We start from the raw sequence: 20770 nt of genomic DNA, 5'->3' as shown, positions 1-20770 counted from the left end.
CCACCGTGCCATGGCCGCTCGCCCCTCAGAGCAAGCCCCGTTCTCTCTCCAAAACTTTTTGCAGAACCTTCAGCACACTATCCAATCTGCAGGGGCAGGCGGCCTTCAAGCGCCGGTTCCATGGTGTCGAAGAGCCGACCTATCTTGCCTTTCGCAAGGGGACCTTTTTCGAAGCGCTTTCTCTGCTCCGGCTGATCAGGGCCGTCTAGTGCCTGGTGGCTGAGCGCTCGTCGTCTCCTGGTATGGTCGACCTCACACCGGTCAGGCTTGGTTGTTTAGTTTAGGCGGGAAAGGAATGCCGCGGCGGGAAGCAAAAGACCGGCTGCGAACCGTCGGCCCATTCTGCGGCGTCCCCCAGTCCCGCCGGGCACGTTTGGCAGCCTGAGAACGGCTTCGCGTCAGCGCCAATGGGTCGGATTCACGGTTGCTGCAGCGTACCGCCGGGAATAACGAGGGTACCCTGGCCTGGCCTTGAGTATCTGAAGCCTATGAAGAACAAAGCAACGATGATCAAACAAATGACGATGACCGCGACGACGCTGCCAGGATGGTGTCCGGTATCTGGCGGTTGGACCATTGCCTTCCCGTATGGCTATCGCCGCTGACCTTCTTCATCTTCCAACCGAGCATGACGACTGTCAATGGATACAGGAGTTGCGCTCGCCATCCAATCAGCCGACTGCAGCGTCGATCATGTTGCGCGCTTGCTGGCCGAAGCTGATGATGGACCTAACCACAGCTTGTTCCCAAGCACGCTTCCATCGCTGCGAAGCGTTGAAGGGCGGCGATCCACCGCGGCTTCGTCAGGCCGGAAACAGGAATGCAGCAGCAGGATCGAAAAAGACCTGCCGGCTGCAGGGCCACACATCCTGCGATTGCATGGCGGCGGAGGTCGGCCTGATGTCAACCTCCTGTCCAGCGGCGATGCGCGCGACGATCCGCCGGCGCTCGCCGTAAAATGCGATGTCGACGATCTCGACATTCAGTTCCGCGCTCGCCGGGCTCCGCTCCATGCTAAAGGCTTCGGGCCGGATCATCAGCCTGGTCTTCTGGCCTTTGCCGAACGTGCCGTTGGCCCTGACTCCGGATATGACCGAACCGTCTGTCATGCGGATCGTTGTCGTGCCGTTGGTGGTGCCGAGATGTTCGGCGGCGAGGAAATTCGAATTGCCGATGAAGCCGGCGACGAAATCGGTCGCCGGCCTGAGATAGAGATCCTCGCCGGTGCCGGTCTGCTCGATGCGGCCATCCTTGAACAGGGCGATTCGGTCCGACAGATGCAGCGCCTCTTCCTGATCGTGGGTGACGTAGAGAATGGTGACGCCGGTCTGGCGATGGATGCGGCGGATTTCGCCCTGGATTTCCTCGCGCAGCTTCTTGTCGAGCGCCGACAATGGCTCGTCCATCAAAAGGATCGGAGGATCATAGGCCAGCGCCCGGGCCAGCGCGACGCGCTGCTGCTGGCCGCCCGACAGCGCACCGGGTAAGCGTCCGGCAAAGCTTTCGAGCCGCACCAGGGCCAGCATGTCGGCGACCTTTTTCTTCACCTCGGCGTCCGGCAGGCGGCGAACCCGCAGCGGAAAAGCGACGTTTTCGGCCACCGTCAGATGCGGAAACAGCGTGTAGCGCTGGAAGACCATGCCAATGTTGCGCTTATGCGGGGGCACCGCAAGCAGCGACTTTCCTTCCAGCAAGACATCGCCGGAAGTCGGGTCCTGAAAGCCGGCGATCGCGTAGAGCGTCGTCGATTTTCCCGAACCGGAGGGCCCGAGGAAGGTCAGGAACTCGCCCCTGGGAATGTCCAGCGTGACGTCGTGCACGGCGACGATCGCCCCGAACGCCTTGCGCAGATTGCGGATGGAGAGGAAAGGGTGGGTCATGTCCGGAACTTTCGCTGCAGCAGCGCCGTCATCACCATCAGGGCAAGCGTCAGCCCGACCAGCAGGCTGGAGGCAGCGGCGATCACCGGACTGAGGTCCGACCGCAGACTGCCCCAGATCTTGACGGGCAAGGTTTGCAAGCTGGGGCTTGCCATGAAGATCGCCACCACGACTTCGTCCCACGAGGCGAGGAAGGAAAAGATCGCGGCGGAGAAGATGCCGATCCGGATCGACGGCAAGGTGATCCTGAGCCTGGCCTCGAGCGGGCTTGCCCCGCAGACGATTGCCGCGTCCTCGATCGACTTGTCGAATCCTTCGAGCGCGGTGGCGATCGGAATGATGGCGAAGGGCAGCGCCAGCACGGTGTGGGCGATGACGAAGCCGATGGTGGTGCCGCCGAGGCCAAGGCGAAGGAAGAAGGCGTAGATGGCGATGGCGAAGACAACGACGGGCAGCACCATCGGCGTCAGCAGCAGGCCGCGCAGGATCTCACGTCCGGCAAACCTTCCGCGAACCAGGGCAAAGGAGGCGAGCAGGCCGATCGCTACTGCCAGGATCGCCGTCATGGTGGCGATCCGAGCGCTGGTCAGCGCGGCGTCGAGCCAGGCCGGATCGGCAAAAAGCTCCTGGTACCATTTGAGCGTCCAGCCGGGCGGCGGAAAGGCCAGCCAGCGCGACGAGCCGAAAGAGAGCAGGACAATGAAGACCACCGGCAACAGAAGAAAGCCGGCGACCAGCGCGGTGAAGCCGAGCAGGGCAACCCGCAATCCACCCATGCGGTCATAGTCGAGCAGCATCTCAGATGCCTCCGCTCATGCGCCTGGCACCGGCAAGGCGCAGTTGCAGCGCGTAGAGAGCCATGGTGACGACAAGCAGGATGAAGGCAGCGGCGCTGCCGAGCCCCCAGTTGAGCAGCGACTGGACCATCTGCGCGATCATTTCGGCGAGCATCATGTTCGACGTGCCGCCGAGCAGTGCCGGCGTTACGAAGTAGCCGAGCGACATGACGAAGACCATCAGGCCACCGGCGGCGACGCCGGGCAACGACAGCGGCACGAGGATGCGGCGGAACGCCTGGAAAGGGCTTGCGCCGCACAGCGACGCCGCACGCAGCGTCATCGGATCGATCGCCCGTAACGTGCCGACCAGCGGCAGGATCATGAAGGGCAGCATGATATAGACCATGCCGATGGTGACGCCGGTGAGATTGTTGATGAGCGGCAGCGGGTGGTCGATGACGCCGATGGTCATCAGCGTCCGGTTGATGACGCCGGTACGCTGCAGGAGCACCATCCAGGCATAGGTGCGGGTGAGCAGGTTCGTCCACATCGACAGAATGATGATGCCGAAGATGATCGAGGCCGGTCCCGAAGGCATGATCGCCAGCATCCAGGCGACCGGAAAGGCGACAAGGACCGTGACGATGGTGACCAACGCCGCGACCAGGAATGTGTTGAAGAACACCCGCGCATAGGTGCCGTCACCGAGCAGGGCAGCATAGTTCTGCAAGCCTGGCTCGGGCTCCGTGACACTGCGCAAAAGCAGCGCCAGCACGGGGACGACGAAGAACAGCATAATCAGAATCAGGGCCGGCAGCAGGCCATTGAGACCTGCCGGCACCCGCACCGTTCCAAAGTTCCGGCGTGTTTCGACCGACATGACAGCGACCCGGCTATGGGACGAGACGGCGCGAACCGTCTCGTCCATTGCGGTTCAGGGGCGGGCTTATTTCGCCTGCCAGGCATACCAGCGCGCGGCGATGGTGTCGCGATTGGCGGCCCAGTAGTTCATGTCGAGATTGATCTGTCCGTCGACATGAGCGTCGGGCAGCGATTTCACGGCATCGGCCGGCATCTCTGCCTTGGCCTTGGTGTTGATCGGCGCATAACCGCTGGCTTCGGCAAATTTGGCCTGGCCGGCGGGGCTGCTCGCCGCGGCGAGGAATTTCATCGCCGTATCCTTGTTCTTGGCACCCTTCGGTACCACCAGAACGTCGGCTGCGGTCAGGTTCTGGTTCCAGGAGACGCCGACATCGGCGCCATCCTTGTCCAGTGCGAAGACGCGGCCGTTCCACAACTGGCCGAACGTTGCTTCGCCGGATGCGATCAATTGCTGCGACTCCGCCCCGCCGCCCCACCAGACGATGTCCGACTTGATGGTGTCGAGTTTCTTGAAGGCGCGATCGAGATCCAGCGGATAGAGCTTGTCCGCCGGAACACCATCGGCCAGCAGCGCGATCTCGATGACACCGGGCGCCGACCATTTGTAGAAGGTCCGCTTGCCCGGGAACTTCGTCAGGTCGAACATGTCGGCCCAGCCGGCCGGTTCACCCGAAACGGCGCCCTTGTTCCAGGCGAGCACGAAGGAATAGTAGAAACTGCCGACGGCGTGATCGGTGGTGAAGCGCGGATCGAGGTCGGCCTTCGGCACGGTCTTGAAGTCGATCGGCTCGAGCAGACCGTCCTTGGCCGCCTTGATGGCGAAATCCATCTCGACGTCGACGACGTCCCAGTTGACACTGCCGCTGTCGACCATCGCCTTCAGCTTGCCGTAGTCCGTCGGGCCGTCCTGCATGACCTTGATGCCGGATGCAGCGGTGAACGGCTCGGCCCAGGATTTGGTCTGCGCTTCCTGGGTCGTCCCGCCCCAGCTGGTGAAGACCATGTCCTCGGCCTTTGCGGCCGTCGTTGCCAGAACTGTCGTTGCAATAAAGCCGGCAAGGAAGCCGGTGATGATCAGTTTCATGTCGTTCTCCTCTGTTGTTTTCGTTGTTGTCTGTTCGCAATCGGTCGTTTTCGCCTTGATCGCGCATCTCCGGCCAGCGGCGGCTACCGCATGACAAAAGGATCGGGAATCGGGTCGTCAGAGGTGCGTATCCACACCGATTTCGAACGCGTGTAGTCGCGGATCGCATCGAGGCCGCCCTCGCGGCCGAGCCCGGATTGGCCGTAGCCGCCAAACGGAACCAGCGGCGAGACCGCCCGATAGGTGTTGATCCAGACCACGCCGGCATGGATGCCGCGCGCCATGCGGTGGGCTTTTGCCAGATTGGTGGTGAACACGCCGGACGCCAGGCCGAACTTCGTGTCGTTGGCGAGCGAAAGCGCTTCAGCTTCGCTGTCGAAGGCTAGCACACAGAGCACTGGGCCGAAGAGCTCTTCGCGCACGCAGGCAAGGGTCTGATCAGGCGCGTCGATAATCGTCGGCGCGTAATAGAAGCCGTCCGCCATGCCCGCGGGGCGGATGCCGCCGGTGACCAGTTGCCCGCCCGCGGCCAGGCTTTCAGCAATGATCTTCTCTATCCATTCGCGCTGGCGCGAGGTGGCGAGCGGTCCCATTTCGATCGCGGGATCCTGCGGATCGCCAATCCTGATCGCCTCGGCCTTGCGCTTCAGCCGGGCGAGGAAATCGTCCTTCACGGAGCGCTGGACCAGCAGCCGCGAGCCGGCGACGCAGCTCTGGCCGGTGGCAGCGAAGATGCCGGCAACGACCGCGTTGGCGGCGCTGTCCAGATCGGCATCGGCAAACACCACGACCGGGCTTTTGCCGCCGAGCTCGAGCGTCGTGAAGGCAAGGTTTTCCGCCGTATTCCTGACGATCTGCCGAGCGGTCGAGGGACCGCCGGTAAAGGCGACGCGGGCGACGAGCGGATGACTGGTCAGCCGGTGACCGCAATCGTGGCCGAAGCCGGTCAGGATGTTGACGGTCCCGGCGGGAAATCCCGCCTCGTGGACGAGTTCGGCAAAGGCCAGCAACGGGGCAGGGCCGTCTTCCGATGCTTTCAGAACGACGGTGCAGCCGGCCGCCAGCGCCGGCCCGAGCTTGACGGCGGACAGGAAGAGCTGCGAGTTCCACGGCACAATGGCGGCTACGACGCCGATTGGCTCCGGCCGGATGGTCACTTCCATGTCGGCCTTGTCGATGGGAACAAACGAGCCCTCGTGCTTGTCGGCCAGCCCGCCATAATAGCGGTAATAGTCGCCGACATAGGCGATCTGGGCGCGGGTCTCGCGGATGATCTTGCCGGTATCGCGCGTCTCGAGTTCCGCCAGCCGGTCGGCATTGGCGACCACCAGATCGCCGAGCCGCACCAGAAGCTTGCCGCGTGCCGTTGCCGTCATTGCCGGCCACGTGCCGGAGCCAAGCGCCCGGTGAGCAGCTTCGACGGCGCGGTCGACGTCATCAGACGATGCAGCGGGCATCTTCGCCCATGGCGCGCCCGTCGAGGGATCGACGCTGTCGAAGGTCGCCGCCACTTCGACGAAGCTGCCGTCAATATAGTTCCTGAATTGAGTGGTGCTCATCGCAATCCGGCTTTCGGTTCGGAAAAGGCCGGCATCACCCTGTCGATGAAGAGCTGCAGCGATTTCTTCTTGCGCCGATGGGAAAGGCCGCTGTCGATCCAGATCGAATACTGATCGTAGCCGAGCGCTTCGTAGGCCTTCAGCCTGGCGATCACCTCGTCGGCTTCGCCAATGACCAGGTTCTGCCTGATCTTGTCAGGCGCATATTGCGGCATGGCCGCGATCTCGTCTTCGGTCAGCGCTTCCATTATGCCCTGGTGCACCGGCTTCTTGTTCTGGAACCAGGCGCCGAACTGGCAGTAGAACTGCGACAGATCCTGCGCGAGCCGGTCAGCCTCCGCTGCATCCTCGGCGACGAAAGTATGCATCAGCAGCATAATCTCCGGCCTTGGTACGTCGGGGTGGGCATTGCACGCCGCGTTGAAACGCTCCATCAGGCTGGCCACTTCGCCATCGCCGGAGGCAAGCGGCGTCACCTGAACGTTGCATTTGCTGGAAACCGCAAAGTCGTGCGAGTTCGGATCGCGTGCGGCCACCCAGATCGGCGGATAAGGCTTTTGCAGCGGCTTGGGCGACGAGGTGGTTGAAGGAAACGACCAGAACTCGCCGGCGAGTTCGAAATCTCCATCCCACAGGCCGCGGAGCGCCGGCACCATCTCGCGCATACGCTGGCCGGCACCCCAGGCCTCGAGGCCTGGGAAAAGTCGCTGGTATTCGTAAGCGTAGGCGCCGCGCGCAATGCCGATGTCGAGACGGCCGCCGGTGACGACGTCGGCCATCGCTGCTTCGCCGGCAAGCTTGATCGGGTGCCAGAACGGCGCGACGATGGTTCCGGTGCCGAGCCGGATGCGCCTGGTTTTGGCGGCGAGCCAGGCGATGTTGATGAACGGGTTCGGCGAGATGGTGAATTCCATGCCGTGATGCTCGCCGATCCAGGCAGTCTCGAACCCTGCCTCTTCGGCCTGGACAACCAGGTCCTCCAGCTCGCCAACAAGCTCGGAATGCGGCTTGGCCGGATCCGATCGCTCCATGTGGACGAAAAGCGAAAATTTCATCGGCTTCACCCGCGGCCGGAAAGAGAAATTTGAGAAGGCGTGGACTTGGCGAGCGGCCGGACTTCGCCTTCGACCTCGTTGCCGACATAGACGCCGAATGCATCTTCCGTGCGTTCGCGCGCATAGCGGGCAAGCATCGAACGCACCGCGGGATCGGCGATCTCCAGATCGGCGATCTGCTCGATGTCGACAAGCCGCATCTGGCGATCGTCGGAATAGGACCCCTCGGCCGTTCCGCGATAATAAACATGCGTGCGCCAGGGTTCGGCGGCATCGTCCCACACCGCGAAAAGGAAGCCGAGCTGCGCGTCTATGGCCCTGGCGGCAAGGCGCCCCTTGAGGCTGCGCGCATCGTTGGGCGTGCCCAGTCCGCGCCCCGCAGGCAATTCATGAAACCCGTCGGCCGTTGCGAAGAACAGCACACGGCCCTCGTTCTCGAGAATGGCGCCGACCTCCGTATCGGGGGGCGCCGCCGCCAGCGCCTCCTGGCTGAGGCCGGGCGTGACGTAGGTGCCTCTGCAATAACCGAGGGGCTGGGCTCCGTTGTGGCTGAAGTCGTGGACGCGGCCGATGAGGATCGAGTGATCGCCAGCATCGACCAGCTGCTCCATGCCGCAATCGAACACTGCAACGGAGCCGTCGATCAGCGGATTGCCGGTTCGGCCCGGCTGCCAGGCCACGGCCGCGAACTTGTCCGCTGCTTTGGAAGCGAAGATGCCGGAATGGGCCTTCTGGTCCTCCGACAGGATGTTGATGGCGAAACCTCTCGATGTCGAAAAAGCACTGTGCCCCAGGGCCCTCTTGGCGATGCAGACAAGCACCAGCGGCGGCTCGAGCGAGACCGAGGTGAAGGAGTTGGCGGTGAAGCCGCGCGGTTCGCCTTCCGCTCCGATCGTTGTGACGATGGTGACACCGGTCAGGAACGAGCCGAGCGCGCGCCGGAATTCGCCGCTGTCAAAGACTGCATCCGTCTCCGGCTTCACGCCAGCGTCTCCTGCCGTGTCGAGAAATTCCATGATGTGTTTGGTCACTTTTTCAGGTGAAGCCATTGCCATCATGTGCCTTTCTCCATTGAGCACGAGGCATTGACCGTGCGGCGCAAGCCTCGCCATCGCCGCCGACATGGCCGGGGTCGAATTGCTGTCCTGCGACCCGGTCATGAACAGAGCCGCCGCGGCAAGACCGGGGAGGGCATCGGCATGCTCGGCGTCGGCATGGGCAAAGAGGCGATAGGTGCGCGCGTAGCCTTCGGGGTCGACCCTTTCAAGGGCGGCGCGCGCGGTAGAGGCCGCCCCGATAAGATTCGCCGGCAGCGGGTCGCCGAACCAGCGGGCAAGCGTAGCCGCAATGGCGGAAGGGTTGCCATGGGTGCCGAGCGCGGCCGCACGCTCGCGTACGGCCTGCGCCAAGGCCGCGGGGCGGCGGAATACCGCATTGAGACAGACGATGGAGCGAACGCGCGATGGGGTGCGAAGGGCGATCTCCAGAGCGACCAGCGCGCCCATCGAATGGCCAACGATCGACACCGACGCCACGCCGAGATGGTCGAGAAGGCGAACCGCCTGATCGGCGAAATCCGACAGGCTGGCTTCTTCCGGCGGCAGCGGTGAAACGCCGTGGCCGAGCATGTCGATGGCGATCAGGTTATGATGGTGTTTCATCGCCACGATCTGATCGTGCCAGATTGCGGCGTTCATGCCGACACCGTGGATGAGCAGAACCGGCGCGCCGGAGCCGGCGCGGATGAAGCCGGTGCCGTCCGGAGCCGTGTCCCGGACCCATGCGGTGGCAGCGACGTCAGCCATGCAGGTCTCCGACCTCCTTGAGGTCCTGATAGCGGTCGCCGATACGATGGTGCGGGCGGCCGCCAATCGAAGCGCCAAGCGCCACCACCAGCTCGTCGGGCGCGGGCGCGTCGCCGATCTGGAAATGTACGGTCAGATAGTGGGAGCGGCGGCCTTCGTCGTTCTTGTCCATCAGCGGGATCATGATCGGGGTGTTCGGCCCTCCGCGCAGATTGGTGAAGGCGAGATAGGTCTTGGCGCCGACCGCGCGACGGTAATGGTTGCCGAAATGCAGCGTATGGATCAGCGCCGATGCATGCTCGATCTCGCCCTCCGTGCCGCAGACCGCGGCCTTGCCGTAGCCCTCTATCGCCTCGCCGGAACCGGCAACGGCGATAATCTCGCGGGTCAGCAGTTCACCGAGGACGGGAGCAATGGCGCGGATCTCCGGCGACAGGTCGTCGGTGAAACCGCGGCCGGCCCAAGGATTTGTCAGCACAGCGGCGACACCGATCAGACGCAGCGGTTTTGGGGCTTCCTTGCCGCCCTCGATTAGCGTGTTCTCGATGTAGGTGACGATCTTTCGAATGGCTGGTTTCATGAAAGTCCTCGGTCGCCGCGGCGCTGTGCAACGCCGAAATCTTTACATCATCTTATGGTATACCATACTATGGAGCACCAGAAGCCTTGTCAATCGGCTATGGAATCTGTTTTGTGGCCGGATCGGGGTAGGGAGAGAAAATGTCAGGCGATACGCTGCGGATCGACCGCTCTGCCAAGACGCTGAGGACGCTGGCGCTGGAGCGCATGCGTGAGGCGATCATGGGCTTCCATTTCCAGCCTGGCGAAAGGCTGGTCGAGCGGCCGCTATGCGATCAGCTCGGGGTAAGCCGTTCCGTCGTGCGCGAGGTGCTACGGCAGCTGGAGGCGGAAGGCCTGGTGCAGATGATACCGGGCCACGGACCCGCCGTGGCCAAGCCGGATCTCGGCCGCACCGACGAAATCTATGAATTGCGGGCGCTGCTCGAGGGCATCGCGGCGCGGGCTTGCGCCCTAACGGCCACGGACGCGCAGATCGCTTTGCTCGATGCCGCCTTGACGAACCTGCTTGAGGCGTGGGCGTCCGGTGCGCCTGTCGAGGTGATGCGGGCAACGACCAAGTTCTACGAAACGCTGTTCGAGGCGGCGGACAAGCGCATTGCCTGGGAAATCGTGACGGGGCTGAATGTCCGCATCAACCAGCTCCGCTCAATGACGATCGCGTCGGAGAACCGCCGCGAGCCGGCGATCGCCGAAATGACCGAAATCATGGATGCAATCCGGTCGCGCAGGCCGGACGAGGCGGAGGAGGCGGCGCGGCGGCATGTCGAATCCGCGTGGCAGATCGCCCGCAACACACTTCGCCTTGGCTGACTGGTATGCCGGCGGCGGTCCATCGTCCCACGGCTAGGCATCTAACTGGTGCGTACAGTGACATGTGTGACATGCCAATGTGCTTTCAGTTGCGGCGGCAAAATCGTATATCGGGTTAGCTGGGTGTGCATCTTTTGCCAAATTGCTCTGTCATTCGAACGGAGTATCGGACGGACTAAGACAGAAAAAGTAGTAAAATGAATATGTTACGCCACAAAGTTGCCGTGGCGCCGATGATGGATTGGACGGACCGGCACTGCCGGTTCTTCCATCGCCAGCTGACGCGCGAGGCGCTGCTCTATACCGAGATGGTGGTCGCCGATGCGGTCATCCACGGCGCACGCGAGCGGCTGCTCGGCTTCGACGACAGCGAACATCCGGTGGCGCTACAACTCGGCGGCGCCGGTCCGGGAAAGCTGGCCGAGGCGGCGCGCATCGGCGAAGCCTTCGGCTATGATGAAATCAACCTCAATGTCGGCTGCCCGTCCGACCGCGTCCAGTCCGGCACCTTCGGCGCCTGCCTGATGAAGACGCCCGTGCTCGTCGCGGATTGCGTCGCGGCGATGAAGGCGGCGGTGAAAATACCGGTTACCGTCAAGTGCCGCATCGGCGTCGACGAGCAGGATCCGGAACCGGCACTCGATGCGTTGGCCGATGGTGTTTTCGCGGCCGGCGCCGACGCGCTGTGGGTGCACGCCCGCAAGGCCTGGCTGGAAGGACTGAGCCCAAAGGAAAATCGTGACATCCCACCGCTCGACTATGGCCGCGTCTATCGGCTGAAAGCGAGAAAACAAAACAAATTCATCGGCATCAATGGCGGTATTCAATCTCTCGCAGAGGCGCTGACGCATCTCGACCATGTCGATGGCGCCATGTTCGGCCGCGCCGCCTATCACACGCCAGGGATACTCACCGGCATCGATGCCGCGTTTTACGGCAGCACAGCTGAGTCGTTCGATTTTGTCGCACTGATCGATGCCATGGCGGATTACGCGTCACGCCATATCGAGCAGGGCGGACGCCTCGGGCATGTCACCCGGCACATGGTCGGGCTGTTTCACGGCCTGCCCGGTGCACGCCGCTATCGGCAGATCCTGTCCACCGATGCGACAAGGCCGGGTGCCGGACCGCAGGTGCTCAAGGCGGCTTTCGCAGAGGTCGATTTCGGCCGGACCGCAGAGGCGGCCTGAGGAAAAACTCAATCCCGCAAAATCATGCGATCGCCACGTACGTCGAAGCCCGATAGCGAGCCGATGAAATTCATGCCGAGCAGGCTCTGGCCGAGCGTGCCGGGTGCGGCGATCATGATGGGCATGTCCTTGCGCACGATGCCGCCGATCGACAGTTCGTCGGTTCGCACCGCCGCCGCGCGTGTCATGCCGTTGGCGGTAGAGATCGGTATGGTGAAGCGGAGAGCCGCCGAATTGAACCCGACCGCCAGCGCGTCCTCGGCGGTCAGAACGGTGCTGGTCGCGCCGGTATCGACAACCGTCAGGATCGGCGTGCCGTTGATCGTGACGCGCGCTTCGAAATGGCCGCTGCCGGCCTTGTCCAGGGTGACGGTGGCATGGCCTTCTTCCACGCCCAGCGCCAGCGGACTGCCGGGAACAAGGCCGGCGGTGACGCGGCTGGCGAAATCCTGCAACTCATAGCGGTACTGATAGCCGGCGATCAGCGCCAGCACGATTGCGCCCCAGGCGCCGAGGCTGCGGGCCATGGTGCCTAACGGCCTGCCCGATCTGAGCAGGCCGGCGCCGACGAGCGCCGCTAAAGCGCTAAGCCAGATCAGCTGGCTGAAATCGTAATTCTCAATGCCGAATGTACTGCCGGCGGAATCGTTGAGCATGAGCAGGAGTACACCTGCCCCGATCGCGACGATCAGAATCCACAGCAGTCGGTTCATCTCTGCGGCCGGTTCACGAGAGGGCGTCGCGTTCGCGTGCCATGCGGCTGCGACGGGTTTCCCGGCGGGGGCGTCGCTCGACCGTTTCCAGCCTTGCCGGCAGCTCGGCCATGACGCTGCGGCGGGTTTGCGGGGTCATGTCGATCCAGGCAGCGATTTCCGCGCGCGTGCGCCCGCAACCGAAACAGAAGCCGGTTTTCATATCGATCGAGCAGACCAGGATGCACGGGGATTCAATGGCCGTCATAAGGATTTCCTTGACTAGCCTCCACATGGTGCAACGACAAAGTCAATGCAAGCCCTCCGGGAAGCGCCGCCAATGAATGCTTTCGCGTTAATACCGCCAAGTTGTACCAGGCCTGGAGGTTGTGCCGGCTTGAGGTTGTGCCGGCTGGCCAAGGCGGCTATGCCGCTCAACAATTCACACGGACGATCGCCATCGACATGACCAGCGCGCTGCCTTTCGACGATTTTCGCGACCTCCTGGTGAGCCTGCCGCCGGGAGATATGGCGGCCAAGGCCCGCGTGCGCCAGTTGTTTGCCAAGGCAGACAAGCCCAAAGGCTCGCTTGGCCGCATCGAGGACATCGCCGCGTGGCTCGCCGGCTGGAGCGGCCGCGCGCCGCCGGCGGTGACGCGGCCATTGGTGGCGATCTTTGCGGGCAATCATGGCGTCACCCGCCACGGCATTTCGCCGCGCCCGGCCGCCGCCACGGCAAATGCAGTCGAGCTCTGCGCCGCCGGCGGTGCAGCAATCAACCAGATCTGCATCGCCAACGATCTCGGCCTGAAGGTGTTCGATCTGGCTCTGCACATTCCGACAGCCGACATTACCGAGGATGCGGCACTGGACGAGCGCGGTTGCGCCGCCACCATGGCCTTCGGCATGGAAGCGATTGCCGGCGGTACCGACCTGCTTTGCCTTGGCGACCTCGGCGTCGGCAATTCGACTGTCGCTGCGGCCCTTTGCACGGCATTGTTCGGAGGCACTGGCGCCGACTGGATCGGCCCTGGATCAGGGGCCGACACCGTGATGCAGAGGCGCAAAGCGGAGGTGGTCGATGCCGCGATCGCGTTTCACGGCGCGAGCCTCAAGGACCCGCTGGAAGCGCTGCGCCGGGTCGGTGGACGGGAATTCGCAGCGATCTGCGGCGCCATTCTGGCGGCGCGGATGCAGAAGATCCCGGTGCTGCTCGATGGGTTTGCGGTGACTGCGGCCGCTGGTGTCCTACATACCGTCAACCCCGCGGCGCTCGATCATTGTGTCCTCGCAAGCCTGTCGCCGGAGTCTGGCCATGCCAAGGCCGCCGAGCGCCTCGGCCTTCGCCCGCTGCTCGATCTGGGCGTCAGTCAAGGCGAGGGGGTAGGGGCGGCTCTTGCCGCCGGCCTGGTCAGGGCGGCCGCGCTGACCAGCTCCGGCATGGCAGCCGCGGTCCGCGGTTAAGCATTCAGCGCCGGCGCGAGGCAACCGCCTTGGTCGGCAGCGCCGGCAGTTCCTCCATCACCCGGCTCAGCGGGAAGATGGCGATCGCCTCGGTGCCTTCGCGCAGCCTGGAATGGAGCTGGAATTCGCCGCCATGCATGGCCAGCAAGCCTTGCACGATCGGCAGGCCAAGCCCGGTGCCCTGTTCGGCGCTCTTGATGGCGATCGAGCCCTGGCCGAAGGCCGAAAGCACGATCGGAATCTCGTCTTCCGGTATGCCCGGCCCATTGTCCTTGACGGAGAGATATTGCCCGCCGCCCGCCGTCCAGCCGACGCGCACGCGGATTTCGCCGCCGGTGGCGGTGAACTTGATGGCATTGGACAACAGGTTGAGCACAATCTGCCGCACCGCGCGTTCGTCGGCGAACAAGCGCGGCAAGGCGTTTTCGAAATCCTGGACGATGCGGATGTCCTTGTTGCGCGCCTTCAGCTCCATCATGTGGCAGCAATCCTCGACGACGGAGAGCAGCATCATCGGCTCCTCGTTGAGCTGGTAGCGGCCCGCTTCGATGCGCGACAAATCGAGAATTTCGTTGATCAGGTCGAGCAGATGCTGTCCGGAGTCGTGCACGTCACGGGCATAGTCGCGATAGGTCGGGTTGCTCATCGGGCCGAGCACCTCGTTGGCCATCACTTCAGAAAAGCCGAGAATGGCGTTGAGCGGTGTGCGCAGTTCGTGGCTCATCGAGGCCAGGAAACGCGATTTCGCCAGATTGGCGTCTTCCGCCCGCCGCCGTGCCTCGTCCGACATCGATTTCGCCGTCTCCAGTTCGGCAATCAGCGCATCCTTTTCGGAGCGGAACGACAGCAGCATCAGCGAGGAACGGTTGAGCTGGCGCGCTACATAGGCGAAGAAAGGCAACGAGGAGATCAGCAAGCCTGCCATGATCGCCTCGACCGGCATCCATAATTTCGCACTGGCATAAGCATAGATGGCGACCGGGAGGGCGAAGGTCGCCAACAGCGCACCGCGCAGGGACGAGGCCAGGATCGCGGTTGCCGACATGGCGAGCAGCAGCACCACCGCCTTGGCGACCTGGAACTGATCCATTTGGCAAGCTTCGCAGCCGAGCCATGCGAACCAGGCCCAGCCAAGCCCGCACAGAAAATGGCCGATCAGGAAATCCCTATGCGTTTCCAGCGGGTTGAGCTCGGACGCTTGAGTGACGCGTCTGGCCATGAATGCAACGATGGTATAGCAGATGAATGTGAACAGCGCCCAGACGCCGATCTCCTTGCCGATGCCCGCGAACAAGCCTGCCGCGGCCGTTGCCAGGATGAGCAGCGGAATGACGATCACGCCGCCGGTCATCGAAAGCGCGTGGAGCTTCAACAGCTCGCGGTCGAAGTCGGGATTTCCGGCTTGCTGCGAAAGACGGTCGCGCGTCTTGCGCACCGCGCGCGCGACATCGCTGTTGCGATGGCGTTTTCTGCGGTCCACAATAAACTTGTCTGCCATGGTCGAGCGTTGCAGGGGCATGAAGTCTTCAATTTACGCGGGCAGCAATTTCAAATCGTTAAGCTACGTTCGAATGATTAACCAACGGTTTGCCATATGAGCCGTTCGTGGTCGCGATGGCCGCGCCAGCGATACTATGCGCCGCGTCCGCGAAGCCTGTGGCGCCGACTGATGGACTATGGGCTGACACTCATCGTGCTCGGCCTGGCGATCCTCCTGGCGGCGCGACTCGACCGGATCGAGACGCGCAAGACGGAGGGCGCGGCCACTGTCAATGACGGCGATAGCATCACGCTCGGCGGCGAGCGCATCCGCATGCGTGGCATCGACGCGCCGGAATATTCGCAGATCTGCCGCAAGGACGGTGCCGACTATCCTTGCGGCAAGCTCGCGCGGCAGTCCCTGGTGCGGTTGATCGCCGGCAAAGCCGTCTCCTGCAGCGGCTGGCAGCGGGACCGCTACGGCAGGCTGCTCGGCGACTGCAAGGCCGGCGGCGAGGATCTCAACCGCGCACAGGTCGAGGCCGGCTGGGCGGTCGCCTTTGGCGATTTCGAGACCGAGGAAGCTGCTGCGCGCGCGGGCAAAGCCGGCATCTGGGGCGGAACTTTCGACGAGCCGAAGAACTGGCGCGAGAGCCACGGCCACGAGCTGGTTGAAAGAAAGCACGGTACCTTGGCGTCGATCGGCGACGCCTTGCGCGAAATTTTTCGCTTCTGGTGAGCTGTGCCTATAGTTCGTCGAGACGGACGAGGAGGATAGAGATGAAGCTGTTCGACGGCGGGCGCGCGCCCAATCCACGCCGGGTTCGGATTTTTCTGGCCGAAAAGGGACTTCAGGTTCCGCTGGTGCCCGTCGACATGGGCGCGCTGGAGCACAAAGAGCAGCCGGTCAGCTCGCGCAATCCGCTGAAGCGTCTGCCGGTGCTCGAGCTCGACGACGGCACAGTCATCACCGAATCCGTCGCAATCTGTCGTTACTTCGAGGAACTGCACCCCGAGCCGGCTTTGTTCGGGCGTGGCGCGCTCGGCAAGGCGATCGTCGAGATGTGGCAAAGACGTGTGGAGTTCAATCTGTTCGGCTGCGTCGCTGCGGCGTTCCGGCACATCCACCCCGCAATGAGGGAATGGGAGATCCCGCAAATCCCCGAATGGGGCGAGGCCAACAAGCCGAAGGCGATCGAATTCCTGAGATTTCTGGACACTGAGCTCGCCGGCAGGGAATTCGTCGCCGGCGATGCCTATTCGATCGCCGACATCACCGGGCTGGTCGCCATCGACTTCATGAAGCCGGCTCGCATCAAGGTACCCGAAGAGTGCACGAACGTGCTGCGCTGGCATCGGGACATCTCCAGCCGGCCGAGTGCCGCCGCCTGACAACGAGTTCCGAATGAGCGAAGAGCTGGAAGCCTTGGCGGCGAGGGTACGCGCCTGCCGCATCTGCGTCGATAACCCGGCCGGCAGGCCGTTGCCGCACCAGCCGCGTCCGGTGCTCAGGCCATCGTCGAGTGCGCGTATCCTGATCGCCAGCCAGGCGCCGGGTACCAAGGTTCACATTACAGGGATGCCGTTCACCGACGCCTCCGGCGACCGGCTGCGAAGCTGGCTGGGCGTCGGCAGCGAGGAATTTTACGACACGGACAAATTCGCCATCGTGCCGATGGGCTTTTGCTTTCCCGGTCAGGACGCCAGGGGCGCCGACCTGCCGCCGCGCCGCGAATGTGCGCCGGCCTGGCGCACATCGCTGATGGCGCTGATGCCGCAAGTCGATATGGTGCTGATGATCGGCATCTACGCGCAAAGCTGGCATATGGGCGCGGCGCGCCGTCCCTCGCTGACGGAAACGGTCATGGATTGGCGTGCCATCTGGGCGGCGGCAACCGACCCGAAAGTCCTGCCGCTGCCGCACCCGTCCTGGCGCAACACCGGCTGGCTGAAGCGCAATCCATGGTTTGAAATGGATTTGCTGCCCTTTCTGAGATCGGAAATCCGCTATCGCCTCGGCTAGGCATTCAGCAAGAAATCACTCGCTTTCGCACTATGCGGCAGAATTTCTTTCTTGTAATAGGCTCGAGCAAGAGGGATTATGGTAATCCATTCCTCGAAGCGCGCCGCGCATGAGGGGACGCGCGTTAAATTCTTGTTTTTATGCATGTCGTTGTGCCAAGGCCGCTGCGCACTTGGACGACTTGCATCAGGGGAGCACCCAATGGACCGCCTTGATAGAAAAATTCTCCGCCTCCTGCAGGAGGATGCGACGCTTGCAGTCGCCGACGTCGCCAAGAAGGTCGGCCTGTCGACGACGCCGTGCTGGCGGCGCATCCAGAAGCTCGAGGAAGAGGGCGTCATCAAGCGGCGCGTCGCCATCCTCGATCATGAAAAGGTCAACGTGCGGGTAACGGTGTTCGTCTCGATCCGCACCAATTCGCACAGCCATGAATGGCTGCGGCGCTTTTCGGAGGTCATCCAGGAATTCCCGGAAGTGGTCGAATTCTATCGCATGAGCGGCGACGTCGACTATCTCTTGCGCGTCGTGGTGCCCGATATCGCCGCCTACGACGCCTTCTACAAGCGGCTGATCGCCAAGATCGAGATCCGCGACGTGTCGTCTTCCTTCGCCATGGAGCAGATCAAATACACGACCGAGATGCCGCTGGATTACATGATGCTCGACAAGGAGTCCGGCGCCAACGCCGCCTGAGATTTTTCTGTTTAGTTCTTCTTTTTGTTGAGGAAACTCCAGGGCGAGTTGACCGGCAGCGTGATCGTGTCCGGCACGGCGTCGACGTTAACCACCTCGGCCTTGCGCACGGTGTAGCCCGACTGGATGACACTGACGCCGTCGAGGATGAAAAGCTGGCTCTTCTCCATGCCCGGCCGTAATGCGCCGGTCACCGAAACCGGCTGGTAGGCCTCGGACATCCTGTAAGGCTGTGCAGGCGTGACGAGGACGATCTGGTTGGGCGGCGGCGTCGGCATGTGGCTGCAGGCTCCCGTCCACGGCACCAGCAGGAATTGGTAGACGAGATCACCATCGCGGTCGACCGGCAGCGCATAGCCTGCGAGTTGCACGGTCTTGTCCTGCAAGTCGAGTGAGAGCGTCTCGCCACGATCCGGCATTTTGGCCGCGATCATCGGCAGTCCGACGCTTTCGGCGGCTGCCTGGGTAGCCGGGCGCAGATCCTTCCAGAAAATGTGCGTGGTCCCAGTGGAAGCGCTTGCCGCGATCGCGGACGCCAACAAGGCAGTTGCCATGATCGTGCCTGATTTAAAACGGTTGCTCATCGCTGCTCCGCCGTTGAGCCTTGATCTGCGGACATCAAGTAAAGCTGCCGCTGCCTCACAGGTCAACGCTCAAGCCGCATCACATGCCGGCGTGAGCCGGTCATGCCGATCTCGCGAAAGCCGCGGGCGACGAACATGTCGCGAAAACCCATGAAGCTGTAGCTCGGCGAAGCCTGGTCGACGGGATAGGCTTCGATCGTCCTGGCGCCTTTGGCAAAGGCGTGATCGATGGCCGCGTCGAGCAATGCGCTTGCCAGCCCGCCGCCGCGCAACGCTCTCGGCACAAAGAAGCAGACGATCGACCAGATGCCCATCTCGCTATCGTCCTGCTGCCGTGACAGCTTGCGGTAGGTCTCGCGCGGCGCAATCGAGCACCAGCCGACGGTCCGGCCATCGATCTGGGCGACAATGCCGACCGGCGTGCCGGCGTCTATCAGCGTCATCATCGCGCGTTTCGTCTCGTCGTTCTCGACATGCTCGCGGCGGTCGAGATTGCGCCAAGCCATACACCAGCAGTATTTCGGCCCGCCGGGTTGCTCGAACAGGTTTTCGAAATCGGCGCGCGTCGATTGCTTCACCTCCGTGAAGCGCACTTCGCTCAGGTCAAGCTTTTCTGGCGGCGAGCCGCTCGAGCGTCTTGGCATCGGAAAGTTCCTTCACGGCGTCCTTGCCGATCCAGCGTGCGGTCCTGTCTGTCGAGGCCGCCAGTTTTAGCGCCACGGCAAGGGCAGGGCCGTGCAAATTCATCGATCGCTTGCCGATCGAACGAAGCGCCCAGTTCACGGCCTTCTTCACAAAATTGCGGGCGTCGGTCGCATGCGCTTCGATGATCGGCAAGAATTCGAGGAAGGTCGTCTCGGGTTCCTTCTTCCGGTGGACCACCGACCAGGCCATCATCGCAAAAGCCGTGCGTCGAACGAATTCCCGTTCGTCGACCGCGAATTCGGCGATCAATTCCTTCCAGCAATCCGTATCGACAAAGAGATCGGAGACCCCGTCGACGATATCCCACGAGCCGAAAGTCGCCGCCCATCGTCTTGCATCCGCGGCGGAGAACCGCTCCGGATCGGCTGTCACGGAAGCGATGAACTGCGCCTCCATGATGCCTGTCTGCCAAAGCTCAAAGGCACGCTCATGGTTGCGCTTGATTTTCTTGGCAATCTGCCGCTGCACGCCATGCGAGATACCGAGCGCACGTTCGATCTTGATGCCGTAGCGCAGCATGCCAAGCCGATTTTCCTCCGAGGCGATCGAGCGCAGATGAGCAACGATTTCATCGGCGCTGGATTGAGGCGAAAGCTCGGCCACGGTGAAGTCCTATTTCTCCAGCCGCGCCAGCAGCGAGGACGTGTCCCAGCGCTTGCCGCCCATCGCCTGCACGTCCTTGTAGAACTGGTCGACAAGTGCCGTCACCGGCAGTTTGGCGCCATTGCGGTCGGCCTCGGCGAGGCAGATGCCAAGATCCTTGCGCATCCAGTCGACGGCGAAGCCGAAATCATATTTGCCGGCATTCATCGTCTTGTGCCGGTTCTCCATCTGCCAGGAACCGGCCGCACCCTTGGAAATCACCTCGATGACCTTTTCGATGTCGAGCCCTGCCTTCTTGCCGAAATGGATGCCCTCGGCCAGGCCCTGAACGAGGCCGGCGATGCAGATCTGGTTGATCATCTTGGTGAGCTGGCCAGCCCCGGCCGGTCCCATCAATCCGACCATGCGGGCATAAGCATCTATGACTGGCTTGGCCCTGTCGAAGGCGTCCGGCTCGCCGCCGACCATCACGGTCAGCACGCCGTTCTCGGCGCCTGCCTGGCCGCCGGAGACCGGGGCATCCAGAAACGAAAAGCCGAGCGCTTGCGCGTGCTGCGCCAGTTCGCGCGCGACTTCGGCCGATGCGGTCGTATTGTCGATGAAGATGGCGCCTTTCCTCATGGAGCTGAACGCGCCTGCGGCGCCGGTCGTCACCGAACGCAGATCGTCGTCATTGCCGACGCAGGAAAAGACAAAGTCCGTTCCCTCGGACGCCTCTGCCGGCGTTGCAGCGAGGCTGCCGCCATGCTGGGCAACCCACTGCTCGGCCTTGGCGCTGGTACGATTGTAGACGGTGACATCGTAACCGCCCTTGTTCTTGAGATGTCCGGCCATCGGATAACCCATGACGCCAAGACCAAGAAATGCCACCGAAGCCATGTTTTCGAATCCCTTAGAAGCC

20 protein-coding genes and 3 pseudogenes are annotated in these 20770 nt (G+C 63.0%); 8 read left to right on the top strand and 15 right to left on the bottom strand.

Features of this window, described 5'->3' with window-relative positions:
- Positions 1-209 (top strand): annotated as a pseudogene (locus tag NKH60_RS22720) (hypothetical protein); the annotation flags it as partial.
- A 594-nt stretch (positions 210-803) separates the two neighbouring features.
- On the opposite strand, the gene NKH60_RS22715 reads toward NKH60_RS22720, so the two are convergent.
- From NKH60_RS22715 to NKH60_RS22680, 8 genes are all read right to left on the bottom strand, one after another.
- Complete coding sequence (locus NKH60_RS22715; RefSeq protein WP_352815620.1) at positions 804-1880, bottom strand: ABC transporter ATP-binding protein; 1077 nt, start codon at positions 1878-1880, stop codon at positions 804-806.
- Positions 1877-2677 carry an ABC transporter permease gene (locus NKH60_RS22710; RefSeq protein WP_352873415.1) on the bottom strand — a complete coding sequence of 267 codons (801 nt, stop codon included), beginning with the start codon at positions 2675-2677 and terminating at the stop codon, positions 1877-1879. Before NKH60_RS22710 ends, NKH60_RS22715 begins: the two co-directional genes overlap by 4 nt.
- A 1-nt stretch (position 2678) precedes the next feature.
- Complete coding sequence (locus NKH60_RS22705; RefSeq protein WP_502896503.1) at positions 2679-3539, bottom strand: ABC transporter permease; 861 nt, start codon at positions 3537-3539, stop codon at positions 2679-2681.
- A 66-nt stretch (positions 3540-3605) separates the two neighbouring features.
- The gene (locus NKH60_RS22700; RefSeq protein ID WP_352646106.1) at positions 3606-4625 is read right to left on the bottom strand and encodes an ABC transporter substrate-binding protein; all 1020 of its coding nucleotides are present in this window, start codon (positions 4623-4625) and stop codon (positions 3606-3608) included.
- Positions 4626-4708: 83 nt separating this feature from the next.
- On the bottom strand, positions 4709-6184 hold the full coding sequence (locus NKH60_RS22695) for an aldehyde dehydrogenase (RefSeq protein WP_352873413.1): 1476 nt from the start codon (positions 6182-6184) through the stop codon (positions 4709-4711).
- Positions 6181-7239, bottom strand: a complete 1059-nt coding sequence (locus NKH60_RS22690; RefSeq protein WP_352471911.1) for an LLM class flavin-dependent oxidoreductase — start codon at positions 7237-7239, stop codon at positions 6181-6183. The genes NKH60_RS22695 and NKH60_RS22690 overlap by 4 nt, the downstream gene beginning before the upstream one ends.
- 5 nt (positions 7240-7244) lie before the next feature.
- A complete protein-coding gene (locus NKH60_RS22685; protein WP_352873411.1) occupies positions 7245-9044 on the bottom strand; it encodes an alpha/beta fold hydrolase in 1800 nt (599 codons plus the stop codon).
- Positions 9037-9624 (bottom strand): amino acid synthesis family protein, encoded by a 588-nt coding sequence (locus NKH60_RS22680; protein WP_352766565.1) that lies wholly within the window; start codon positions 9622-9624, stop codon positions 9037-9039. The genes NKH60_RS22685 and NKH60_RS22680 overlap by 8 nt, the downstream gene beginning before the upstream one ends.
- A 140-nt stretch (positions 9625-9764) precedes the next feature.
- Here NKH60_RS22680 and NKH60_RS22675 point away from each other — a divergent pair, with 140 nt between their 5' ends.
- Positions 9765-10436, top strand: coding sequence for a GntR family transcriptional regulator (locus NKH60_RS22675; protein WP_352448871.1), 672 nt, complete (start codon positions 9765-9767; stop codon positions 10434-10436).
- A gap of 197 nt (positions 10437-10633) precedes the next feature.
- The gene (dusA, locus tag NKH60_RS22670) at positions 10634-11626 is read left to right on the top strand and encodes a tRNA dihydrouridine(20/20a) synthase DusA (protein WP_352873409.1); all 993 of its coding nucleotides are present in this window, start codon (positions 10634-10636) and stop codon (positions 11624-11626) included.
- A gap of 8 nt (positions 11627-11634) precedes the next feature.
- Here dusA and NKH60_RS22665 read toward each other — a convergent pair whose 3' ends face one another.
- Together NKH60_RS22665 and NKH60_RS22660 are read right to left on the bottom strand one after the other, a co-directional pair.
- Positions 11635-12339, bottom strand: a complete 705-nt coding sequence (locus tag NKH60_RS22665) for a TIGR02281 family clan AA aspartic protease (RefSeq protein ID WP_352540527.1) — start codon at positions 12337-12339, stop codon at positions 11635-11637.
- 13 nt (positions 12340-12352) lie between these two features.
- Positions 12353-12586: a DUF1289 domain-containing protein gene (locus NKH60_RS22660; protein ID WP_352471906.1), complete on the bottom strand. Its 234-nt coding sequence runs from the start codon at positions 12584-12586 to the stop codon at positions 12353-12355.
- Between the two features lie 197 nt (positions 12587-12783).
- Here NKH60_RS22660 and NKH60_RS22655 point away from each other — a divergent pair, with 197 nt between their 5' ends.
- Positions 12784-13782, top strand: coding sequence for a nicotinate-nucleotide--dimethylbenzimidazole phosphoribosyltransferase (locus NKH60_RS22655; RefSeq protein WP_352873418.1), 999 nt, complete (start codon positions 12784-12786; stop codon positions 13780-13782).
- Between the two features lie 4 nt (positions 13783-13786).
- On the opposite strand, the gene NKH60_RS22650 is transcribed toward NKH60_RS22655, so the two are convergent.
- Positions 13787-15301, bottom strand: coding sequence for a sensor histidine kinase (locus tag NKH60_RS22650; RefSeq protein WP_352873406.1), 1515 nt, complete (start codon positions 15299-15301; stop codon positions 13787-13789).
- Between the two features lie 75 nt (positions 15302-15376).
- Here NKH60_RS22650 and NKH60_RS22645 point away from each other — a divergent pair, with 75 nt between their 5' ends.
- From NKH60_RS22645 to NKH60_RS22630, 4 genes and pseudogenes are all read left to right on the top strand, one after another.
- Positions 15377-16000: a thermonuclease family protein gene (locus NKH60_RS22645; protein ID WP_352873404.1), complete on the top strand. Its 624-nt coding sequence runs from the start codon at positions 15377-15379 to the stop codon at positions 15998-16000.
- A 41-nt stretch (positions 16001-16041) separates the two neighbouring features.
- Complete coding sequence (locus NKH60_RS22640) at positions 16042-16653, top strand: glutathione S-transferase (protein ID WP_352471903.1); 612 nt, start codon at positions 16042-16044, stop codon at positions 16651-16653.
- A 13-nt stretch (positions 16654-16666) separates the two neighbouring features.
- Positions 16667-17284, top strand: a pseudogene (locus tag NKH60_RS22635) (uracil-DNA glycosylase family protein); the annotation flags it as partial.
- A 201-nt stretch (positions 17285-17485) separates the two neighbouring features.
- Positions 17486-17977 carry an Lrp/AsnC family transcriptional regulator gene (locus NKH60_RS22630; protein WP_023675006.1) on the top strand — a complete coding sequence of 164 codons (492 nt, stop codon included), beginning with the start codon at positions 17486-17488 and terminating at the stop codon, positions 17975-17977.
- 11 nt (positions 17978-17988) lie between these two features.
- Here NKH60_RS22630 and NKH60_RS22625 read toward each other — a convergent pair whose 3' ends face one another.
- The 4 genes and pseudogenes from NKH60_RS22625 to NKH60_RS22610 all read right to left on the bottom strand — a co-directional run.
- The gene (locus NKH60_RS22625) at positions 17989-18561 is read right to left on the bottom strand and encodes a DUF3299 domain-containing protein (RefSeq protein WP_352471902.1); all 573 of its coding nucleotides are present in this window, start codon (positions 18559-18561) and stop codon (positions 17989-17991) included.
- A 62-nt stretch (positions 18562-18623) separates the two neighbouring features.
- A complete protein-coding gene (locus tag NKH60_RS22620; protein ID WP_352540522.1) occupies positions 18624-19205 on the bottom strand; it encodes a GNAT family N-acetyltransferase in 582 nt (193 codons plus the stop codon).
- A complete protein-coding gene (locus NKH60_RS22615) occupies positions 19165-19869 on the bottom strand; it encodes a DNA alkylation repair protein (RefSeq protein WP_352873401.1) in 705 nt (234 codons plus the stop codon). Before NKH60_RS22615 ends, NKH60_RS22620 begins: the two co-directional genes overlap by 41 nt.
- 9 nt (positions 19870-19878) lie before the next feature.
- Positions 19879-20754: pseudogene (locus NKH60_RS22610) on the bottom strand (NAD(P)-dependent oxidoreductase); the annotation flags it as partial.
- Positions 20755-20770: the final 16 nt, after the last annotated feature.

The organism is Mesorhizobium sp. M1006 (genome assembly GCF_040318825.1).
Lineage (GTDB): Bacteria > Pseudomonadota > Alphaproteobacteria > Rhizobiales > Rhizobiaceae > Mesorhizobium.
The sequence above is the reverse complement of the archived record's forward strand: the minus strand, read 5'-3'. Positions and strand labels throughout refer to the sequence as shown.